General features: G+C 75.3%; 10 protein-coding genes. 5 read left to right on the forward strand and 5 right to left on the reverse strand.

Going from position 1 to position 16,197, the window contains the following annotated elements; all coding sequences use genetic code 11:
- Positions 1–47: 47 nt before the first annotated feature.
- Positions 48–2,582, reverse strand: a complete 2,535-nt coding sequence (locus tag ABZ479_RS26220) for an alkaline phosphatase D family protein (protein ID WP_500463829.1) — start codon at positions 2,580–2,582, stop codon at positions 48–50.
- A 463-nt stretch (positions 2,583–3,045) separates the two neighbouring features.
- Between ABZ479_RS26220 and ABZ479_RS26225 the strand changes: the two genes are divergently transcribed.
- The 4 genes from ABZ479_RS26225 (at position 3,046) to ABZ479_RS26240 (ending at position 9,028) form a co-directional block, all read left to right on the forward strand.
- Positions 3,046–3,624, forward strand: a complete 579-nt coding sequence (locus ABZ479_RS26225) for a P-loop NTPase family protein (RefSeq protein ID WP_500463830.1) — start codon at positions 3,046–3,048, stop codon at positions 3,622–3,624.
- Positions 3,625–3,821: 197 nt separating this feature from the next.
- Positions 3,822–4,691, forward strand: coding sequence for a hypothetical protein (locus tag ABZ479_RS26230; RefSeq protein ID WP_500463831.1), 870 nt, complete (start codon positions 3,822–3,824; stop codon positions 4,689–4,691).
- The gene (locus tag ABZ479_RS26235) at positions 4,684–6,894 is read left to right on the forward strand and encodes a bifunctional serine/threonine-protein kinase/ABC transporter substrate-binding protein (RefSeq protein ID WP_500463832.1); all 2,211 of its coding nucleotides are present in this window, start codon (positions 4,684–4,686) and stop codon (positions 6,892–6,894) included. Before ABZ479_RS26230 ends, ABZ479_RS26235 begins: the two co-directional genes overlap by 8 nt.
- Before the next feature lie 4 nt (positions 6,895–6,898).
- The gene (locus ABZ479_RS26240; RefSeq protein ID WP_500463833.1) at positions 6,899–9,028 is read left to right on the forward strand and encodes a bifunctional serine/threonine-protein kinase/ABC transporter substrate-binding protein; all 2,130 of its coding nucleotides are present in this window, start codon (positions 6,899–6,901) and stop codon (positions 9,026–9,028) included.
- A 39-nt stretch (positions 9,029–9,067) separates the two neighbouring features.
- Here the strand turns inward: ABZ479_RS26240 and ABZ479_RS26245 are convergent, their stop codons facing one another.
- The 3 genes from ABZ479_RS26245 to ABZ479_RS26255 are packed head-to-tail and all read right to left on the reverse strand — an operon-like array spanning position 9,068 to position 12,087.
- Entirely contained in the window at positions 9,068–9,859 is a 792-nt protein-coding gene (locus tag ABZ479_RS26245; protein ID WP_500463834.1) for an IclR family transcriptional regulator, read from the reverse strand.
- Between the two features lie 52 nt (positions 9,860–9,911).
- Complete coding sequence (locus ABZ479_RS26250; RefSeq protein WP_500463835.1) at positions 9,912–10,853, reverse strand: hydroxymethylglutaryl-CoA lyase; 942 nt, start codon at positions 10,851–10,853, stop codon at positions 9,912–9,914.
- Position 10,854: 1 nt separating this feature from the next.
- A complete protein-coding gene (locus ABZ479_RS26255) occupies positions 10,855–12,087 on the reverse strand; it encodes a CaiB/BaiF CoA transferase family protein (RefSeq protein WP_500463836.1) in 1,233 nt (410 codons plus the stop codon).
- A 287-nt stretch (positions 12,088–12,374) separates the two neighbouring features.
- On the opposite strand from ABZ479_RS26255, the gene ABZ479_RS26260 reads away from it, so the two are divergent.
- Positions 12,375–13,946 carry a GntP family permease gene (locus ABZ479_RS26260; protein WP_500463837.1) on the forward strand — a complete coding sequence of 524 codons (1,572 nt, stop codon included), beginning with the start codon at positions 12,375–12,377 and terminating at the stop codon, positions 13,944–13,946.
- Between the two features lie 9 nt (positions 13,947–13,955).
- Here the strand turns inward: ABZ479_RS26260 and ABZ479_RS26265 are convergent, their stop codons facing one another.
- Positions 13,956–16,181, reverse strand: coding sequence for a hypothetical protein (locus tag ABZ479_RS26265; protein ID WP_500463838.1), 2,226 nt, complete (start codon positions 16,179–16,181; stop codon positions 13,956–13,958).
- Positions 16,182–16,197 lie beyond the last annotated feature (16 nt).

Raw genomic sequence — 16,197 nt, forward strand, 5'->3', positions numbered from 1 at the left:
CGCCCCCCGTGACGGGGGACCGCCGCCGCGTCGGCCCGGAGCCCGGGTCAGAGCCCGGCGAGCACCGCGAACGGGTCGGCCGCGCCGCCGTTGTCGACGGCCGCGATCCGGCGGCGCAGCGTGAACGCCGCGCCGGGGTCGATCGTCACCTGACGCTGGGTCATCACCCAGATCCCGCAGGCGTACGCGGTGAAGCCCGGCTCGTCGTAGAGCAGCCCGTACGTCTGGCCGTCGGATCCGGTCATGCCAACCCACGGCGCCGCCGGCTCGAAGTCGGCCGGGGCCGACGCGGTCACGGTGCCGTGCCCGGCGACCCCGCTGCGCTGGCCGGCGCCGTCGTGGTCCAGTACGTCGCCCAGCCAGAAGGTGCGGGCCTGCGTCCCGCGGTTGGTGAAGACGCTCTCCGCGGTGACCCAGGGCTCGCCCTCGCCGATCGTGAAGGTCGTGACCACCTCGACGTCGGGGACCTGGGTGGTGGCGCCGGTGGCCCGCGCGGAGGCGACCGGGCCGCCCGCGGAGAGCACCTCCAGGGCGGTGGACCGCACGGTCAGTTGCTGCCAGGCGTTGCTCCCGCGCGGCCGCGCCGTCGAGGCGTACGGCAGGTTCATCCAGTCCAGCTGGTCCAGGTGGCCGACGGCCGCCAGGTCCAGCGGCTTGCCCAGGGTGACCGCGGGCAGCTGGGGGTCCTGGGAGCCCGCCGAAACGGCCAGCGACAGCATGCCGTTGGACAGCGTGACGTCCGTGGCCGCCGCCTGCGACTGCGGACCGGGCACCGGACGACCGGCGCCGGCCCGAACGGCTGCGCGCGTCAGGGCCACGTCGCCCCGGGTCTGCACCCCCGCGCGCACGGTGGCCATGGCGGCCGCCGGTTCGTAGCCGACGCCGTTGACGGCGACCCCGTACTGTCCGGGCGGCGCGAAGGCCAGGTACTCGCCGGTGGTGTCGGTGGTGACGGACGCGAACCGGGTGCCGTCCGCCGCGGTGACCGTCACCTGGACGTTCGCGAGCGGCTTGCCGGTCACCTGGTCGGTGATGCGGCCCACCAGGCCGTCGCCGGCGTCGATCCGCCGGGCCCCGGGGAGCCCGTCGCGCACCTCGAAGGCGGCGATGGTGAAGGCGGGGGAGGCCGCGTCGTCGCCCTTGAGGACGATGCGCAGGTCGGCACGCCAGCGGTCGGGCGTCACGTCGCACATCACGTAGCCGCGGTAGGTGCCGTTGTAGAACCTCACGTGCGGGTTGGCGACGAGACCCGCACGGACGTCGGCGTCCCAGCCGGCGCCGGAGGAGATGGACGTGCCGACGAACTCGGTTGCGACGACGGGGGAGTGGGGGTCGTCGAAGTCGGTCTTGAGGTCGTTGACCCAGTGCGTGTGCCAGTCGCCGCTCAGGACCACCGGGTTGGCGACGTCGTGACCGGCGAGGAAGTCGAGGATGCGGGCGCGGGCACTCGCGTAACCGTCCCACTGGTCGAGATTGACGATCTTCCCCGGGCCGAGGTCGTAGTCGAAGGCCGCCATGATGGTCTGCTGGGCGATGACGTTCCACCGCGCCTTGGAGTGGTCCAGATTGCCGAGCAGCCACTTCTCCTGCTCCGGACCGGTCATCGTACGCTCCGGGTTCCAGACCTCGGGTCCCGGCTCCTTGCGTCCGTCCCCGTACGCCTGGTCGGTGCGGTACTGGCGGGTGTCGAGCACGCTGAACTCGGCGAGCTTCCCGAACCGCACCTGACGGTACATCAGGGCATCCGGGCCGGTGGGACGCTGCTCGGGGCGGAGCGGCAGGTGCTCGTAGTACGCCTGGTAGCCGTTGGCTCGGCGCTCCAGGAAGGGCCGGCCGTCGCCTGAGCCGCCGGGCACGTCGGCCGCGTAGTTGTTCTGGACCTCGTGGTCGTCCCAGGTGACGAAGAAGGGGAACCGGGCGTGCGCCGCCCGCAGTTCGGGTGAGGTCTTGTACAGGGCGTGCAGACGGCGGAACTCGGTGAGGCTGCCGCCCGTGGTCTCGTAGATGTAGTCGCCGAGGTGCAGGACGAAGTCGAGGTCCTGTTCCGCCAGGTCGCGGTAGGCCGGGTAGGCGCCGCCCGTCCACGACTGGCACGACACGAACGCGAACCGCATCCGGTCGGCCTTCGCGCCGGGCGGCGGCATGGTCCGGGTGCGGCCGGTGCGGCTGCGGACCTCGCCGTACTGGAAGCGGTACCAGTACCAGCGGTCGGGGGCCAGGTCGTCCACGACGACGTGCACGGTGTGCGCGGACTCCGGCAGCGCCGTCACCGCGCCGCTCGCGACGACCTTCCGGAACGACTCGTCCTTCGCCACCTCCCACCGCACCTCGACGGGCGTCGCGGGCATGCCGCCGGTCTCCGCGTCGAGCGGGTCGGGCACCAGGCGGGTCCACAGCACGACGCTGTGGTGGTCCGGGTCACCGGAGGCGACGCCGAGTGAGAAGGGCGCGGGGTCCAGTTCCGCGGCGCGCGCGGAGAGCGCCTGGGTCAACTGGCCCGCGGCCAGGACGCCGAAGGTGCCGCCCGCGAGGGCGAGGAACCGGCGGCGGTCGAGGGTCCGAAGGGCAGGGCTGGTAGTCACGTCCGAAGATCGTGCAGCAGGCATGCGTCCGGACGGGTGTCGCCGCCGGGAAGGGAGGGTGTCCACCACATGTCGGACGGGTCGGCGATGTGCCTTGACCTGGCGTCCTGGAAAGGCGGTTCATCCGTGCTTCCCGATCGCGAAGTACCCTGGTCGCCGCGCGTTCAGCCGGGGCTTCGGCGCGGCGCCGGCCCCGGCTGCTCGATGCGGAACCCGGCGCGCGACTCCGTCGGGACCTGCGGCACCGCCGCCGGCGGCCGGGACCGAGGTCCTGCCGCACGTCGACTGCGACGGCGACGCCCGACCGCAAGGCCGGCAGTCGCGGCCACAGTCCGCCGTACTGCTCCGGCCGTGCAGCGGCGGCCCGACCGAGGGCCCGAACGCCCGCGGGTCGTCGCCCGGCCGGCGTGTGGTCGGGGACGTATGCCGCCGTCGGCACCGACGGCGTTGCTACCGTTGCCGCGTGCCGCTTCTGGGACCCGCCGACCCGCTGCCCCACCGACCGCGGCGGGTGCTGGTCGCCGGCACCTCCGGGGCGGGCAAGACGACGCTCGCCGCGCGTGTCTCCGCCGCGCTGCGGGTGCCGCACATCGAGATCGACGCGCTCTTCCACGGCCCCGGCTGGACCAGGCGTCCCTCCTTCGAGGCCGACGTCCACCGCTTCAGCGCGGAGCCCGGCTGGGTGACGGAGTGGCAGTACGGCTCGGTCCGCGCCCACCTCGCCGCCAGCGCCGACCTGCTGCTCTGGCTGGACCTGCCCCGGCACCGCGTCATGCGCCAGGTCGTACGGCGCACCCTGCTGCGCCGTCTGCGCCGCCAGGCCCTGTGGAACGGCAACATCGAGCCGCCGCTGTGGACGGTGTTCACCGACCGCGAGCACATCGTGCGCTGGGCCTGGAACACCCACGGCGAGTCGGCGGCGCGGGTGCGGCGACTGCTGCACGACCGGCCGGAACTGACGGTCGTACGCATCCGGAGCCGGGCCGAGGCGGCCCGCTGGGCCGACGGGCCGCTGCGGGAGTCGGCCGCCACGCTCCCGTAGGGCGGCGCGGCGGCGCGGCGACGGCCGGCGGCGCAGCGGTCACCGGGCTTTCCCAAGTGTCACCGAGCAGTGGCCGACCGGTTACGGTTCGACTCAACTCATGGTCTGGACAAGCCCGTTGGCGCACCATGGCATGTGCACGCGGCAAGCGGCGGGCGGTGTTCGACGAGACGGTGCGACGAATGGGGTGGGTGGGAGTGAGCGCACGCAGACCGGTCCTGCTCGCGGCGGCGGGGGCGCTGCTGCTGGTGGGGTGCACCAGCGAGGGGTCGCCGGGCGAGGGCGCGGCGAAGCCGTCGGGCGCGAGCCCGAGCGGGCGCGGCAGCGCGGATCCGGCCCCGTCGGCGTCGGCGTCGGCGGTGAACGACCCGTTCACCCTGGCCGAGAGCGCGGCGCCCAAGACCCGGGCCCAGGCGGCCGCCTTCGTCCGGGGGCTGACCGTGCGGCCGGACTACTTCGGGTCCGGGTACCGCAAGCGCGATCCGTACGAGACCGGGCCGGCCACCTGGACCGTGCTGGGCGAGGACTGCGTGTGGCGCCGCGATCCGCTCGCCGGCTCCGTCCTGGCCAGCCTCACCCGCTCCTTCGTCCGGCCGGACACCGACGGCAAGGGCCCGGTGTACGTGTCCCTGACGGTCACCGTGCACACCTCGGTGGTGGGCGCGCGCCGGGACATGGCGGTGTCGCTGGAAGAACCCCTGCGGTGTCCGAAGCAGCAGCTGACCGCGACCGAGTGGGTCCAGGGCATGACCTCGCGGGGAGACCCGTACGACGAGCAGCGGACCGCCACGTCCGACGACGACCTCGCCGAGTTCGGCGAGTACGTGGTGGAAGGCGACGGGAAGCCGCGCCGCTTCGACTGGTTCAAGCACCGGCTCGGCCCGGTCACGGTGGCCGCGACCGTGCGGCACGCCGCCGGCGCGAGTGAGGCGGAGACGACGAAGGTCACGCAGGACGCGTTGGAGGGGGTCACCAACATCACCGCCGACATCGACCGGCTCGGTGCCGTCGAGGCCAAGGAGGCCGGGGTGTCCGGCGACGGGACGGCGGGTGCGGGCGATGAGTGAGCCGATGCGTCCCACCGACCCGGCGTCCGTCGGTGGGTTCCGGCTGCTGCGGCGGCTCGGCGCCGGCGGCATGGGCGTGGTGTACCTGGGACGTTCCGAGGCGGGCGCGCTGGCCGCCGTGAAGGTGATCCGGGCCGAGAGCGCCACGGACGACGGGTTCCGGGCCCGGTTCGCGCGGGAGGCGCAGCTCGCGGCGCGCGTGGCGAGCCCCTGGGTGGTGCCCGTGCTCGGTGCGGACGCCACCGCGCACGAGCCGTGGCTGGCGACCGCGTTCGTCCCCGGCCCCTCCCTCGGCGAGGCGGTGGCCGAGCACGGTCCTCTGCCGCCGGCCGCCGTGCGGGTCCTCGGGGCCCTGCTGGCCGAGGCACTGGGCGCCGTGCACGGGGCCGGGCTGGTGCACCGCGACGTCAAGCCCGGCAACGTCCTGCTGGCCGTGAACGGCCCCCGGCTGATCGACTTCGGCATCGCCCGCGCCGCGGACGACACCGCGCTCACCGCCTCGGGCCTGGTGATCGGCACGCCCGGCTTCCTCTCGCCCGAACAGGCCCGCGGCGAACAGGCCGGCCCCGCCGGCGACGTCTTCGCCCTCGGCTGCGTCCTCGCGTACGCGGCCACCGGCCGCCCGCCGTTCGGCACCGGCACCCCCGACGCCCTGCTCTACCGGACCGTCCACGACGAGCCCGACCTCGACGGCGTCACCGGTGAGCTGCGCGAGGTCCTCGACACATGCCTCGCCAAGGACCCGCAGGACCGGCCCGCCCCGGAGGAACTGCGGCGGCGGCTCTCCGGGGACGACACCGAGGACGCCGTCCCCGAGGGCGCGGCCGCGTCGCCCCCGGCCTGGCTGCCGGACCCGGTGGCCCGTACGGTCGCCGCGCGCGCCGCGGAGAGCCTCGCGCTGCCGGCCGTCGAACCCACCGTGGTGGACGAGCCCGGTGACACCCCGCCGGCGCCGCACCGGCCGTCGACGTCCCGGCGCCGGCTGCTGGCCGCCGGAGGGGCCCTGCTGCTGGCGGGCGCCGGTTCGGGGGCGGCCCTGTGGGCCGCGGGACGCGACGACGCGGAGGACGAGCCCGGCACGCCCGGCAGGCCCACGTACGTGCTCGGCGTGCAGGTCACCCGCGGCGGGCCGGACGCGGCTCTGGCCGGCGCCTGCGAGCGGGCCGCGCGGCTGGCCGCGGCCCAGCACAACGCGGACCCGAAGCGCGCGTTCTCCGTCCGGGTACGCGTCCTCGACGACGGAGGCACCGTCGACCGGGCCACCGCGGTCGCCCACGAATTCGCCGCCGACCGCGAGGTGTTCGCCGTCCTCGGCCCCACCGGCGAGGTGACCCTGCGGGCCGCCGCGCGCGTCTACGCCGCCGCGAAGCTGACGCACGTCTCCAGCACCACCGGGCAGAACGACTACTTCGTGTGGTCCCCGGACGTCACCTTCCAGACCGGCGCACCCCACCAGGCCGAGGGCACCGCCATCGCCTTCAGCGCGCTCGTGACGGGCCGGCTGGGCCGCGCCGGGATCGTCATCGACCGTTCCGGTGGATCCGCCATGCACGACCAGGGCGGCGTCCTGGTGACCCAGTGGCGCGACACCCTCGGGGGCGAGGTGGTGCCCCGTGTCGTCGCGGAGGGCACCGGCGACGCCGTCGGCGCGGTCCGCGAACTGCTCTCCCGCGACCTCGACGCCTTCGTGTACCTCGGTCCCCTGGAGGCGACCGTCGCCGCGGCCCGGCAGCTGGCCCGGGCGGGCTTCACGGGCCGGCGCTGGATGTCCCACCTGCTGTACGGCTCGGACTTCCCGCGCCTGGCCGGCGCGGCGGGCGAGGGCTGGTACGCCGTGACGCCCGCCGTCGACCCGGCCCAGCTCACGACCGAGGAGGCCGGGCGCCTCACCGCCGCCTGGCGCAAGGAGTACGGCGGCACCCCCGAGCCGTACGCCACCGAGGCCTACGACAGCACGCGCATGCTGCTGCAGGAGTTCGCCCGCACGCTGCCCTCCGGAGGCGGGCGCCCCGCCCGGCCCGCGCTCGCCCAGCGGCTGGCCAAGGCGACGTACCACGGCGTCGCGCGCACCTACACCTTCAACGCCTACCACCAGTACGCGATCACGAACGAGACCCTGGGCGGCGAGACGTACGTGCACCAGGTGCACGACGGACGCTTCCGGCAGCTCGGGCCGATCGTGCCGAAGCAGGGGGACCAGTAGGGCCATGGACCGGTTGCTGCCCGCCGACCCGTCGTGGATCGGCGGGCACCGGCTCGTGGCGCGGCTCGGGGCCGGCGGGATGGGCGTCGTCTACCTGGCGCGCTCCCCGCACGGCGCCTGGGTCGCGCTGAAGGTGATCCGCGCCGAATTCGCCGAGGACGCGGGCTTCCTGGCCCGGTTCCGCCGCGAGACGGAGCTGGCGACCCGTCTGTCGAGCCGCTGGACCGTGCCCGTGCTGACGGCCGACGCGGACGCGCGTTCGCCCTGGCTGGCCACCGCCTACGTCCCCGGGCTCCCCCTCAACGAGGCCCTCGCCCTGCACGAGCATTGGCCGCCGGCGCAGGTCCGCACCCTGGCCGCCGCGCTGGCCGCGGCCCTGGAGGACGTGCACGGCGCGGGCCTCGTCCACCGCGACGTCAAGCCCGCCAACGTGCTGCTCGCCGCCGACGGGCCGCGGCTGATCGACTTCGGCATCGCCCGCGCCGTCGGCGCGACCGCGCTCACCACGGACGGCACCGTCATCGGCTCGCCCGGCTACCTGTCCCCGGAGCAGGCCCGCGGCACGGCCGTCGGGACCGCGAGCGACGTCTTCTCGCTGGGCTGCGTGCTCGCCCACACCGCCACCGGCAGGGCCCCGTTCGGCACCGGGGGAGCGGCCGCGGTCCTGTTCAGGACCGTGCACGAGGAACCCGACCTGACCGGCCTGCCCCACGAACTCGACGCGCCCCTGCGGGCCTGCCTCGCCAAGAACGCGGCCGAACGACCCACGGTGACCGAACTGCGCGGCCTCTTCGGCGTGTTCGACCCCGGGTCGTGGCTGCCCGGCGGCCTGCCGGCGGTGGTCGCCGACCGTGCCGGCCGCGTCCTGGACCTGCCGGTGCCCGAACCGACCGAGCTGTCCGCCGCCGGCCCGCCCCTGCCGTCCGCCGTGCCCGTCGTGCCCACCGGGCCCCCGGTCTCCCGGCGGCGGCTGCTCGCCGCGTCCGCCGCGCTCGGCGTCGCCGCGGTCGGCGGCGGCACCGCGTGGTGGCAGTGGGGACGGTCCCGCGGGACGGGCGGCACCGGGCAGTCGCTGCCGACCCGCGTCATCGGCCTCCTCGGCGACCGCTCGGCCGCGGCCGTCCTGGCCCAGGAACGCGGGGCGGGCCTCGCGGTGGCCGAGCACAACGCCCGTCCCGACCGGGCCTTCGACCTCGCGCTGCGCACCGCCGACGACGGCGGCACCGCGGAGGGCTCCGCGGCGGCCGCCCGCCGGCTGGCCGCCGACCCCGACGTGCACGCCGTCATCGCGGCGGGCGACAACCGGGCCGTGCCCGCCGCCGTGCCGGTCTGCACCGAGGCCGGCGTCTGCCTGCTGGTGACCCGAGCGGACACCGAGCGGCTGAACGCCGTCAACGCGACGACGGCCCTCGTGCTGCGCCCCACCCGCACCGCCGGGCCCGGAGCCGTGGACCGCTACCTCAACCGCGTCGTCCGGCCCCGGCGCACGGTCGTCGTCCACGACCTCGCCGACGAGGAGGAGGGCCGGCCCACCGTCGAGATCGTCACCGTCCACGGCAAGCTGGACGGGAAGGTCGACGTGCTGGAGGTCGCCGCCGACGACGACTTCGGCGCCGTCGCGCGCACCATCGCGGCCCGCCCCGACGACGCCGTCCTCTTCGCCGGCGTCACCCCGGCCCGCGCCGCCGCCTGCGCGAAGGCCCTGCGCACCGCCGGTCACCGCGGTGTCCGGGCCGCCGACGAGAACGTGCTGTCCGCGGGCTTCCTCCGCGAGGCCGAGGGCTGGTGGATCAGCACCGCCCGCACCGACGCCGCCGCCGACCCCCGGACCCGGGCGTTCGCCACCGCGTACACCGCCCGCCACCGCACCGCCCCCGGGCCCTGGGCCGCCGAGGCCTACGACGCCGTCCGCTTCGCCGCGCACGGCCTCGCCGCGCTCGGCGGCGAGGGCCGCGAGTCCCTGCGCGCGGAACTCCTGCGCGCCCCCTGGCAGGGCATCACCCGCCGCTACAGCTACGAGAGCCAGTCCCAGTTCCTGGAGACCGGCCAGGACGGCGGATGGTTCCTCTTCCACGTCGAGGACGGGCGGGCGCGCTTCGTCTCCCGCCACGACGACATCGGCACGGGCACATGACGTCCCTGCCCGCCGCCGGAGCCGTCCCCCGGCGGGCGGTCAGTGCGCGGTGCTGTCCGCGCGGGTGCCCGGGCGGTAGCCGAGGGAGCGGGACGCGTCTTCGGCGGCCTCGACGACGAGGGGGGCGAGCCGGCCGACCTCGGCGGGGGTGAGCCGCTGCGTCGGCGCGCCGATGCCGATGGCGGCCACCAGCTCGCCCGTGCTGCCGAACACGGGGGCGCTGACGGAGGCCGCGCCGATGTCGCGTTCCTCGAAGGAGGCGGAGTAGCCGTTGCGGCGGATCTCCTCCAACTGGTCGTCCAGCAGGTCGATGTCCACCACGGTCCGCGGGGTGTGCCGGGTCAGGCCGTGGCCCACCGCGTCGCGGCGGGCGATGGGGTCGAAGGCCATGAAGACCTTCCCGGCCGAGCCCGCGTGCAGGGACATCACCATGCCGACCGCGAACATCCGCATCACGACGTGGTGGGCCTCCGCCAGTGACACCACCGTGCGGTGGGCGCCGTCGCGCACGTACAGGCAGGCGGTCTCCCCGGTCCGGTCGCGCAGCCGCCGCAGTGCGGGCCGGGTGAGCCTGACCATGTCCAGGCCGAAGGTGCCCGGCGCCGCCCACTGCACGAAGTGCAGCCCGATGCGGTACACGTCCCCGTCGCGGTCGAGGAAGCCCTCCCGCAGCAGGTTGTGCACCAGGCGCTGGCAGGTGCTCGCGGGCAGCCCGGTGGCCCGGGTGATCTCCTGGAGGTTCAGCTCCGGGCGCTCGATGGTGAAGCACTCCAGGATCTGGCGGATCTTCTGCAGCACCAGCAGCGGCGCGGTCCCCGCCTTCTCGCCCATGCGCACCACCGCGTCCTTCCCGCCCCCGGCCGGGGGCGTCCCGTACGAGGACTCACCGTACGTCAGCCGGCGCGAGGGCGGTGCGCAGCGGCACCGGCGCGGCCGGCACCGCGGACAGGGCGGAGTCCAGCCGGTGCCCGAGCAGCACCCGCAACTCCTCGCGCACCGCGGTGAGGCGGCGGACGTCGACGCCGGTCGCGACGCCGGCGTGGTGGCAGAGGTTGACCAGGTCGTCCGTCCCCAGGTTCCCCGCGGCGCCGGGCGCGAACGGGCACCCCCCGATCCCGCCGAGTGCCGCGTCGAAGCGCCGCACGCCCAGTCGCAGCGCCTCCCAGACGTCGGCGGACGCCATTCCGTAGGTGTTGTGCAGGTGCAGGCCGAGGGGGAGTTCCGGCAGCGCGTCGCGGACGGCGGTGACGGTCCGCCGGACGTGGCAGGGGCCGGCCGCGCCGATGGTGTCGGCGAGGTGCAGCACGCGGATGCCGAACGCGTCGAGCTGCCGGGCGAGTTCCACCACGGTGCCCGGGTCCGTCTCGCCGTCGAAGGGGCAGACGAAGGCGGTTGCGACGGTGGCCTCCAGCCGTACCCGGTGTGCCTTCAGCACGTCCACGGCGGGCCGCAGGCGCTCCAGTGCCTCGTCGCGCGGCACCCCGGCGTTGGCGCGGCTGTGGCCGTCGCTCGCGGAGACGGTGAGCCGTACGTCGCGTGCCCCGGCCGCGATCGCCCGGCGTGCGCCGCGCTCGTTGAAGACCAGCGTGTGCAGCAGCACGGACTCCCCGGGCCGCAGCCGCGCCACCAGCCGGTCGGTGTCGGCCAGTTGCGGGACCTTCTCCGGGTGGACGAAGGAGCCGATCTCCAGCGAGGTCAGCCCCGCTTCCAGCAGCCCGTAGGCCAGCCGCAGCTTGTCCGCGAGGGGCAGCACGGCGGCCTCGTTCTGCAGCCCGTCGCGGAGCATGACGTCGGTGATCACCACCTGGTCGGGCAGGGCGGTCACGTCACACCACCCCCCGGGCCCGCAGGCCGGCGCGGCGGTCCGCCCCGATGCCCAGTTCCGCGAGGACGGCGTCGGTGTGCTCGCCCAGGTCCGGGCCGAGCCAGCGCGTGCCGCCGGGCGCCTCGGCCAGTTTGGGGACGACGCCGGGGAAGGCCACGTCCTGGTCCCACCCCGGGGCGATGGCCACGCGGTGCCGTTCGAGCATGCCGCGCGCCGCGAAGTGCGGGTCCTCGGCGATCTCGGCCGCGGTGTAGATCGGGCCGGCCGGGATCTCGCCCTCCTCCAGCAGCTTCACGACCTCCTCGTACGGCAGCCCGCCGGTCCACGCCGCTATCGCGTCGTCCAGTTCGGCGGCGTGCCGCACCCGGCCCGCGTTGTCGGCCAGCCGCGGGTCGTCGGCCAGTTCCGGACGGCCGATGACGGCCGCCAGGCGCTTGAAGACGGCGTCGCCGTTACCGCTGATCACCACGGACACCCCGTCCCGGCACGCGTAGGTGTTGGACGGCGCGGCGCCGGGCAGGGCGCCGCCGGCGCGTTCGCGTTCGACGCCGAAGGCGTCGTGGTCGGGGGTCAGGGACTCCATCAGGGAGTACACCGCCTCGTACAGGGCCACGTCGACGACCTCCCCGCGCCCGGTCGCGGCGCGGCGGTGGAGCGCGGCGAGGGCGCCGACCACGGCGTACAGGCCGGCCACCGAGTCGGCGAGGCTGATGCCCACCCGGGTGGGGGGACGGTCGGGGTCGCCGGTGAGGTGGCGCAGTCCGCCGACGGCCTCCGCCACGCCGCCGAAGCCCGGCCGGTCGCGGTAGGGCCCGGTCTGCCCGTAGCCGGAGATCCGCACGAGGACCACCGACGGGTTGACCTCGCGCATGCGTTCCGGGCCGAGGCCCCAGCGCTCCAGGGTGCCCGGCCGGAAGTTCTCCAGCACCACGTCGGTGCGCCGGATCAGGGCCAGGGCCAGGTCCCGGCCCTCCGGGCGCCGCAGGTCCAGCGTGAGGGAGCGCTTGTTGCGGTTCATCGCGCGGAAGAGCAGGGAGGTGTCGCCCCCGTGCAGCCGCCAGCGGCGCAGTTCGTCCCCTACGCGCGGCCGTTCGACCTTGACGACGTCGGCGCCGAAGTCCGCCATGAGGCGGCCGGCGGACGGAGCGGCGATGAAATTGCCCAGCTCCAGGACTCGCAACCCGGTGAGAGGACCGGACGGCGCTCCGCTGTCCGGCGCGAAGGGTTCGGGCATCTGCCATCACCTCGCTGACCCATATCGTGATGTCTCATTCCATGATGTGGGGCAAGCAGGGCTGCGTCAATAAGTCCCATATGTTCCTCTCGATGGGTGAGACGTGCTCTTTTATCCGCCTGGTGAGTGCGAGCGGCGCATGCGTGTGCAGGTGCCGGAGGGGCGGAGTACCCTCATGATGAGTCGCCGTCTCACTCAGAGCCGGTCCTGGACGAGCCCGCTTCCGCACCGCGATGGGGCGCCTGCCCGTACTCGCCTCCCGGCGCCGTGTGTGCAAGGGAGCGCGGATGTCCGAAGTCCCCGTACTGGCCAACACCGCCGTGGCGATCGTCGGCATCGTCGCGCTGATCGTCCGCTTCCGTGTGAACCCGGTGATCTCCCTGGTGGTGGGTTCGCTCTACCTCGGCCTCGCGACCGGTCTCGGGGTGACCCGGACGATCAGGACCATCACCACCGGCTTCGGCGACATCATGGCGGAGGTCGGTCTGCTGATCGCCTTCGGCGTCCTGATGGGCGCGGTCCTCCAGGAGATGGGCGCCGTCGAGCAGCTCGTCGACCGCCTGCTGCGCGTCTTCGGCCCACGACGCCTCCCGCACTCCATGGCGCTCACCATCGGCACCCTGCTGCAGGCCATCTACCTGGACGTGCTCCTGGTCATCTGCGCGCCGCTGGCCCGCACCGCCTCCCGCAGGCTCGGTCCGCTCGGTTCCGCCCGCATGGGAGCCGCCCTGGCGATCGGCCTCGAGAGCGGCATCGTCCTCATGGTGCCCGGTGTCGGCGCGCTGGCCCTGGCGGCGCTGCTGCACGTACCCCTGGGCACGATGCTGTTGTGGGGGCTGGTGCTGATCGTCCCCACCGTCCTCGTGTCGGTGACGATCATGTCCTTCCTGTTCCGGCGGGGGCTCTGGAACAGTGCCACCGACGAGGACGCCGCCGTCGGCGCGCAGGCCGAGCCGGTGACCGGCACGGGGACGGAGACGGGGACGGGGACGGAGACCGCGCGGCCGGCGAAGGAGTCCGAGCCGGAGCCGGGGACGGCGTGTCCGGCTGAAGCGGCGCGGGTCCGCCCCGTCCCGGTCGTCGCCGTGGCCGGCGCCGCCCCCGCCTCGGCACGAGCGCGCCCCGGGACCGGCCGCCTCCTGAGGCACCGTCCCGCCCCGGGGCCGCGGACGGCGCCCGTGGCCGGCCCGCCCCCGGCCGGCGCAGGGAGGGAGCCGAGCCTGCTCGTACGGTTCGCCCCGCTCGTGACCGCCCTGCTGCTGATCGGCGGCGGCGCGGTCGCCCAGGCCACCCACACCCGCAGCCCGGTGCTGACCTTCGTCTCCAGCCCGGTGGTGGCGCTGCTCACCGGGCTCGCCGGAACGCTGCTCGTCGCACGGTTCACCGTCGGCCGCGAACGCGTGGAACGCGCCCTCGTCCGCGGCTTCAAGGACAGCGGCCAGATCCTCGTCCTGACCGCGGTGGGCGGCTCGCTCGCCGCCGTCGTGACCGCGTCCGGCCTCGGCGGCATCCTGCGCGGGTCCTTCACCACCGGCGGCCACATCGCACCGCTGCTGCTGGTCTGGGCCGTCGCCGCCGCGCTCCACCTCGCCGTCGGCTCGGTGACCATCTCCGCCATCACCACGGCCGGCGTCCTCGCCCCCGTCGCCCACGGCCTCGGCATCGACCCGGTGCTGGTCGCGCTGGCCATCGGCGCGGGGTCGCTGTTCGCGGTGCACGTCACGAGCAACACCTTCTGGCTGCTCCAGTCCCTGATGGGCCAGACCACCCGCGGCACGCTCAAGAACTGCACGCTCGGCGTCTCCGTCGCCTCGGTCGTCGCCCTCCTGCTGCTCCTGCCGATGTCGATGTTCCTGTGAACCCCGGCGTCAGGCCGTCAGAACCGCCAGAAGGGTGCGGGCGGCGGCGCGGAACTCCTCGTCGTCACGGATCATGTCGACCTGGACGCCCGCTCCCACGATGCGCCGCTCCCCGTCGGCGAGTCGCCTCACCCGGTCGACCTGGGCAGGGGTGAAGGCGGTGGGGCCGAGGACGGTGCACACCTCCAGCACGGTCATCGCGGTGCCGGCGTGCGCACCGGGGGCCGCCGAGGCGAGGACGCGGTCGACGAGTTCGGCGAGCGGCACACCGGCCGGGCGGTCACTGCCGGGGTGCAGCGCCACCAGGGCACGCACGGCGGCCGGAGCCGTGCCCGGGGCGTCGAGCATCGGCAGCAAGCGCGGTACGACCGGCCGCGCGGCGGGCCCGACGAGGGCGGCGACCTCGGCGGCCCGCCCGGCGACCCGCTCGCCCCAGGGTTGCCCGGCCCAGCCCAGGCCCTCCAGGACCACCGGCAGGACGGCATCCTGATCACCCGTCAGCTCCCAGAGCACGGCGGCCGCCGTCAGCGCGGCCTCGACGGCGTGGAGGGCGGACCGCGTCCCCGCCGGTTCGGCCAGCAGCGCCCGGAGACGGGGAAGCAGCGGACGCGCCTGCTCGCCGAGCGGCGGGACGGCGGCGATGCAGGAGTCGCGCCGGCCGTCCGGGTCGTCGAGCGCGGCTTCCACGACGGCGAGGAGAGCGGTGGCGTCGCCCGTCAGCGAGTGGAGCGCGGCCGCGGCCGCCTGGCGGTCCGAACGGGATCCGGTCCCGGCGCAGGCACGCAGCGCGGCGACCACCTCCGGGTCACGTCCGGCGTCGGCGACGGCGGCGAGCGCCCGGCCGGCCGTGAACGTGTGGTGGGGGAGGGCTCCGACCAGTTCGGGAAGCGCCGCGCGCGCGGACGGCCCCCAGCCCGCCAGGAGACCCGTGTGGTACACGGGCTCGTTGATGGTGTCGAGGCCACCCGCGACGGCGGGCCGGCGCGCCCCGGACGTCCCGCTGCCGGCCGTGCGGGCGGCGAGCCGCGCCCGGACGGCGTCGAGCAGCGCCGGGGTGCACGGCAGCGGGGCCGGAGGCTTCCGCAGGGTGCGGCGGAACGCCGCTTCGAGGGCGCGCGGCCGGTCCCCGAAGTGGCGTGCGAGGAGGTCGGGCGCCTCGGGCGTACCCAGCCGGACCAGGACCTCCAGAGCCCGGTCGGCGTGCTCACCGCCGCCCTCGGCCAGGCGCACCAGCGTCGGCACCGCCTGCGGAACGGGCTGGGCCCAGTCGCGTATCGCGGTGATGACGACCCCCGCGGTGTCCGGGTGGTCGAGCAGCGGGAGCATCGCGGGCAGCAGCCGCGCCGGGGCGCTCCTGGAAACCAGCGCGAGGGCATCGGCCGCCGCGGTCGCCTCCCCGGCGGCCGCCTTGGGGTCCGCACCGGCGCGTACGGCCGCCACCACCGCGTCCAGCGCCGCGACGGCGACGTCGGTCGCGGCGCGGGCGTCGCCCCGCTCGTGCAGTCCGATGACCAGGGTCCGCAGCGGCTGGGGTTCCCACGGTCCGCCCGCCGCATGGCGCCTCAGCGGTGACAGTTCGGCCACGACGGCGGCCAGTCCGTCGTTCCACGGCCGCCCGGTGTCCACGACGGCCAGCAGCGCCGCCACACGGACCTGAGGGGGCTCGTTCGTCCGCGACGCGGCCGCGCAGAGGTCGTCGGCCGCGCCGGCGCCGACCGCGACGCAGGCGGTCAGCACCGCGGCACGCTCGGCCGGCCCGGTCTCGGTCTCCCATCGCCGGCGCAGCGCCGCCAGGGCCTCCGCTCCGGCCTCCGGCCCGCACCGGGCGACCACCCACGCCGCCCATCGCCGGCTCTCGGTGTCGTCGTCCGACAACAGGGGGAGCAGCAGAGGCAGTTGCTCGACGACGGCGGCATGCGCGGCGCCGGGCCGGTCCGGGTCGTACTCGTCCGCGCTCTCGGCCACCGCGCCCACCATGCACAGCAACTCCGCGCGCCGCACACCCGCCACGGCGAGACGCACCAGGAAGGGCACGGCCGGCACCGTCGCCCGGTACACCGTGCCTTGGTGCACGAGGCTGTCCCACAGCTCCTCCGCGGCCTCGTCCGCGGTCTCCTGGTCCGTGGACGTCAACGCCCGCAGCAGGCCGGGGACGTCTTCGGCGGGACCGAAGGCGTGGTGCAGCTCCGGCCAGGCGATCCGGTCCAGGCCGGCGAAGACGGTGTCGTGGTCCACGGCCCGGATCCTGTCA

Source organism: Streptomyces sp. NPDC005722 (genome assembly GCF_040630935.1).
Taxonomy (GTDB): Bacteria; Actinomycetota; Actinomycetes; order Streptomycetales; family Streptomycetaceae; genus Actinacidiphila.

Excerpts from the sequence above, each read along its gene's own strand:
- ABZ479_RS26235 (WP_500463832.1), top strand. The coding sequence starts at position 4,684 with ATGAGTGAGCCGATGCGTCCCACCGACCCGGCGTCCGTCGGTGGGTTC.
- ABZ479_RS26240 (WP_500463833.1), top strand. The coding sequence starts at position 6,899 with ATGGACCGGTTGCTGCCCGCCGACCCGTCGTGGATCGGCGGGCACCGG.
- ABZ479_RS26245 (WP_500463834.1), bottom strand. The coding sequence starts at position 9,859 with ATGGGCGAGAAGGCGGGGACCGCGCCGCTGCTGGTGCTGCAGAAGATC.
- ABZ479_RS26255 (WP_500463836.1), bottom strand. The coding sequence starts at position 12,087 with ATGCCCGAACCCTTCGCGCCGGACAGCGGAGCGCCGTCCGGTCCTCTC.
- ABZ479_RS26260 (WP_500463837.1), top strand. The coding sequence starts at position 12,375 with ATGTCCGAAGTCCCCGTACTGGCCAACACCGCCGTGGCGATCGTCGGC.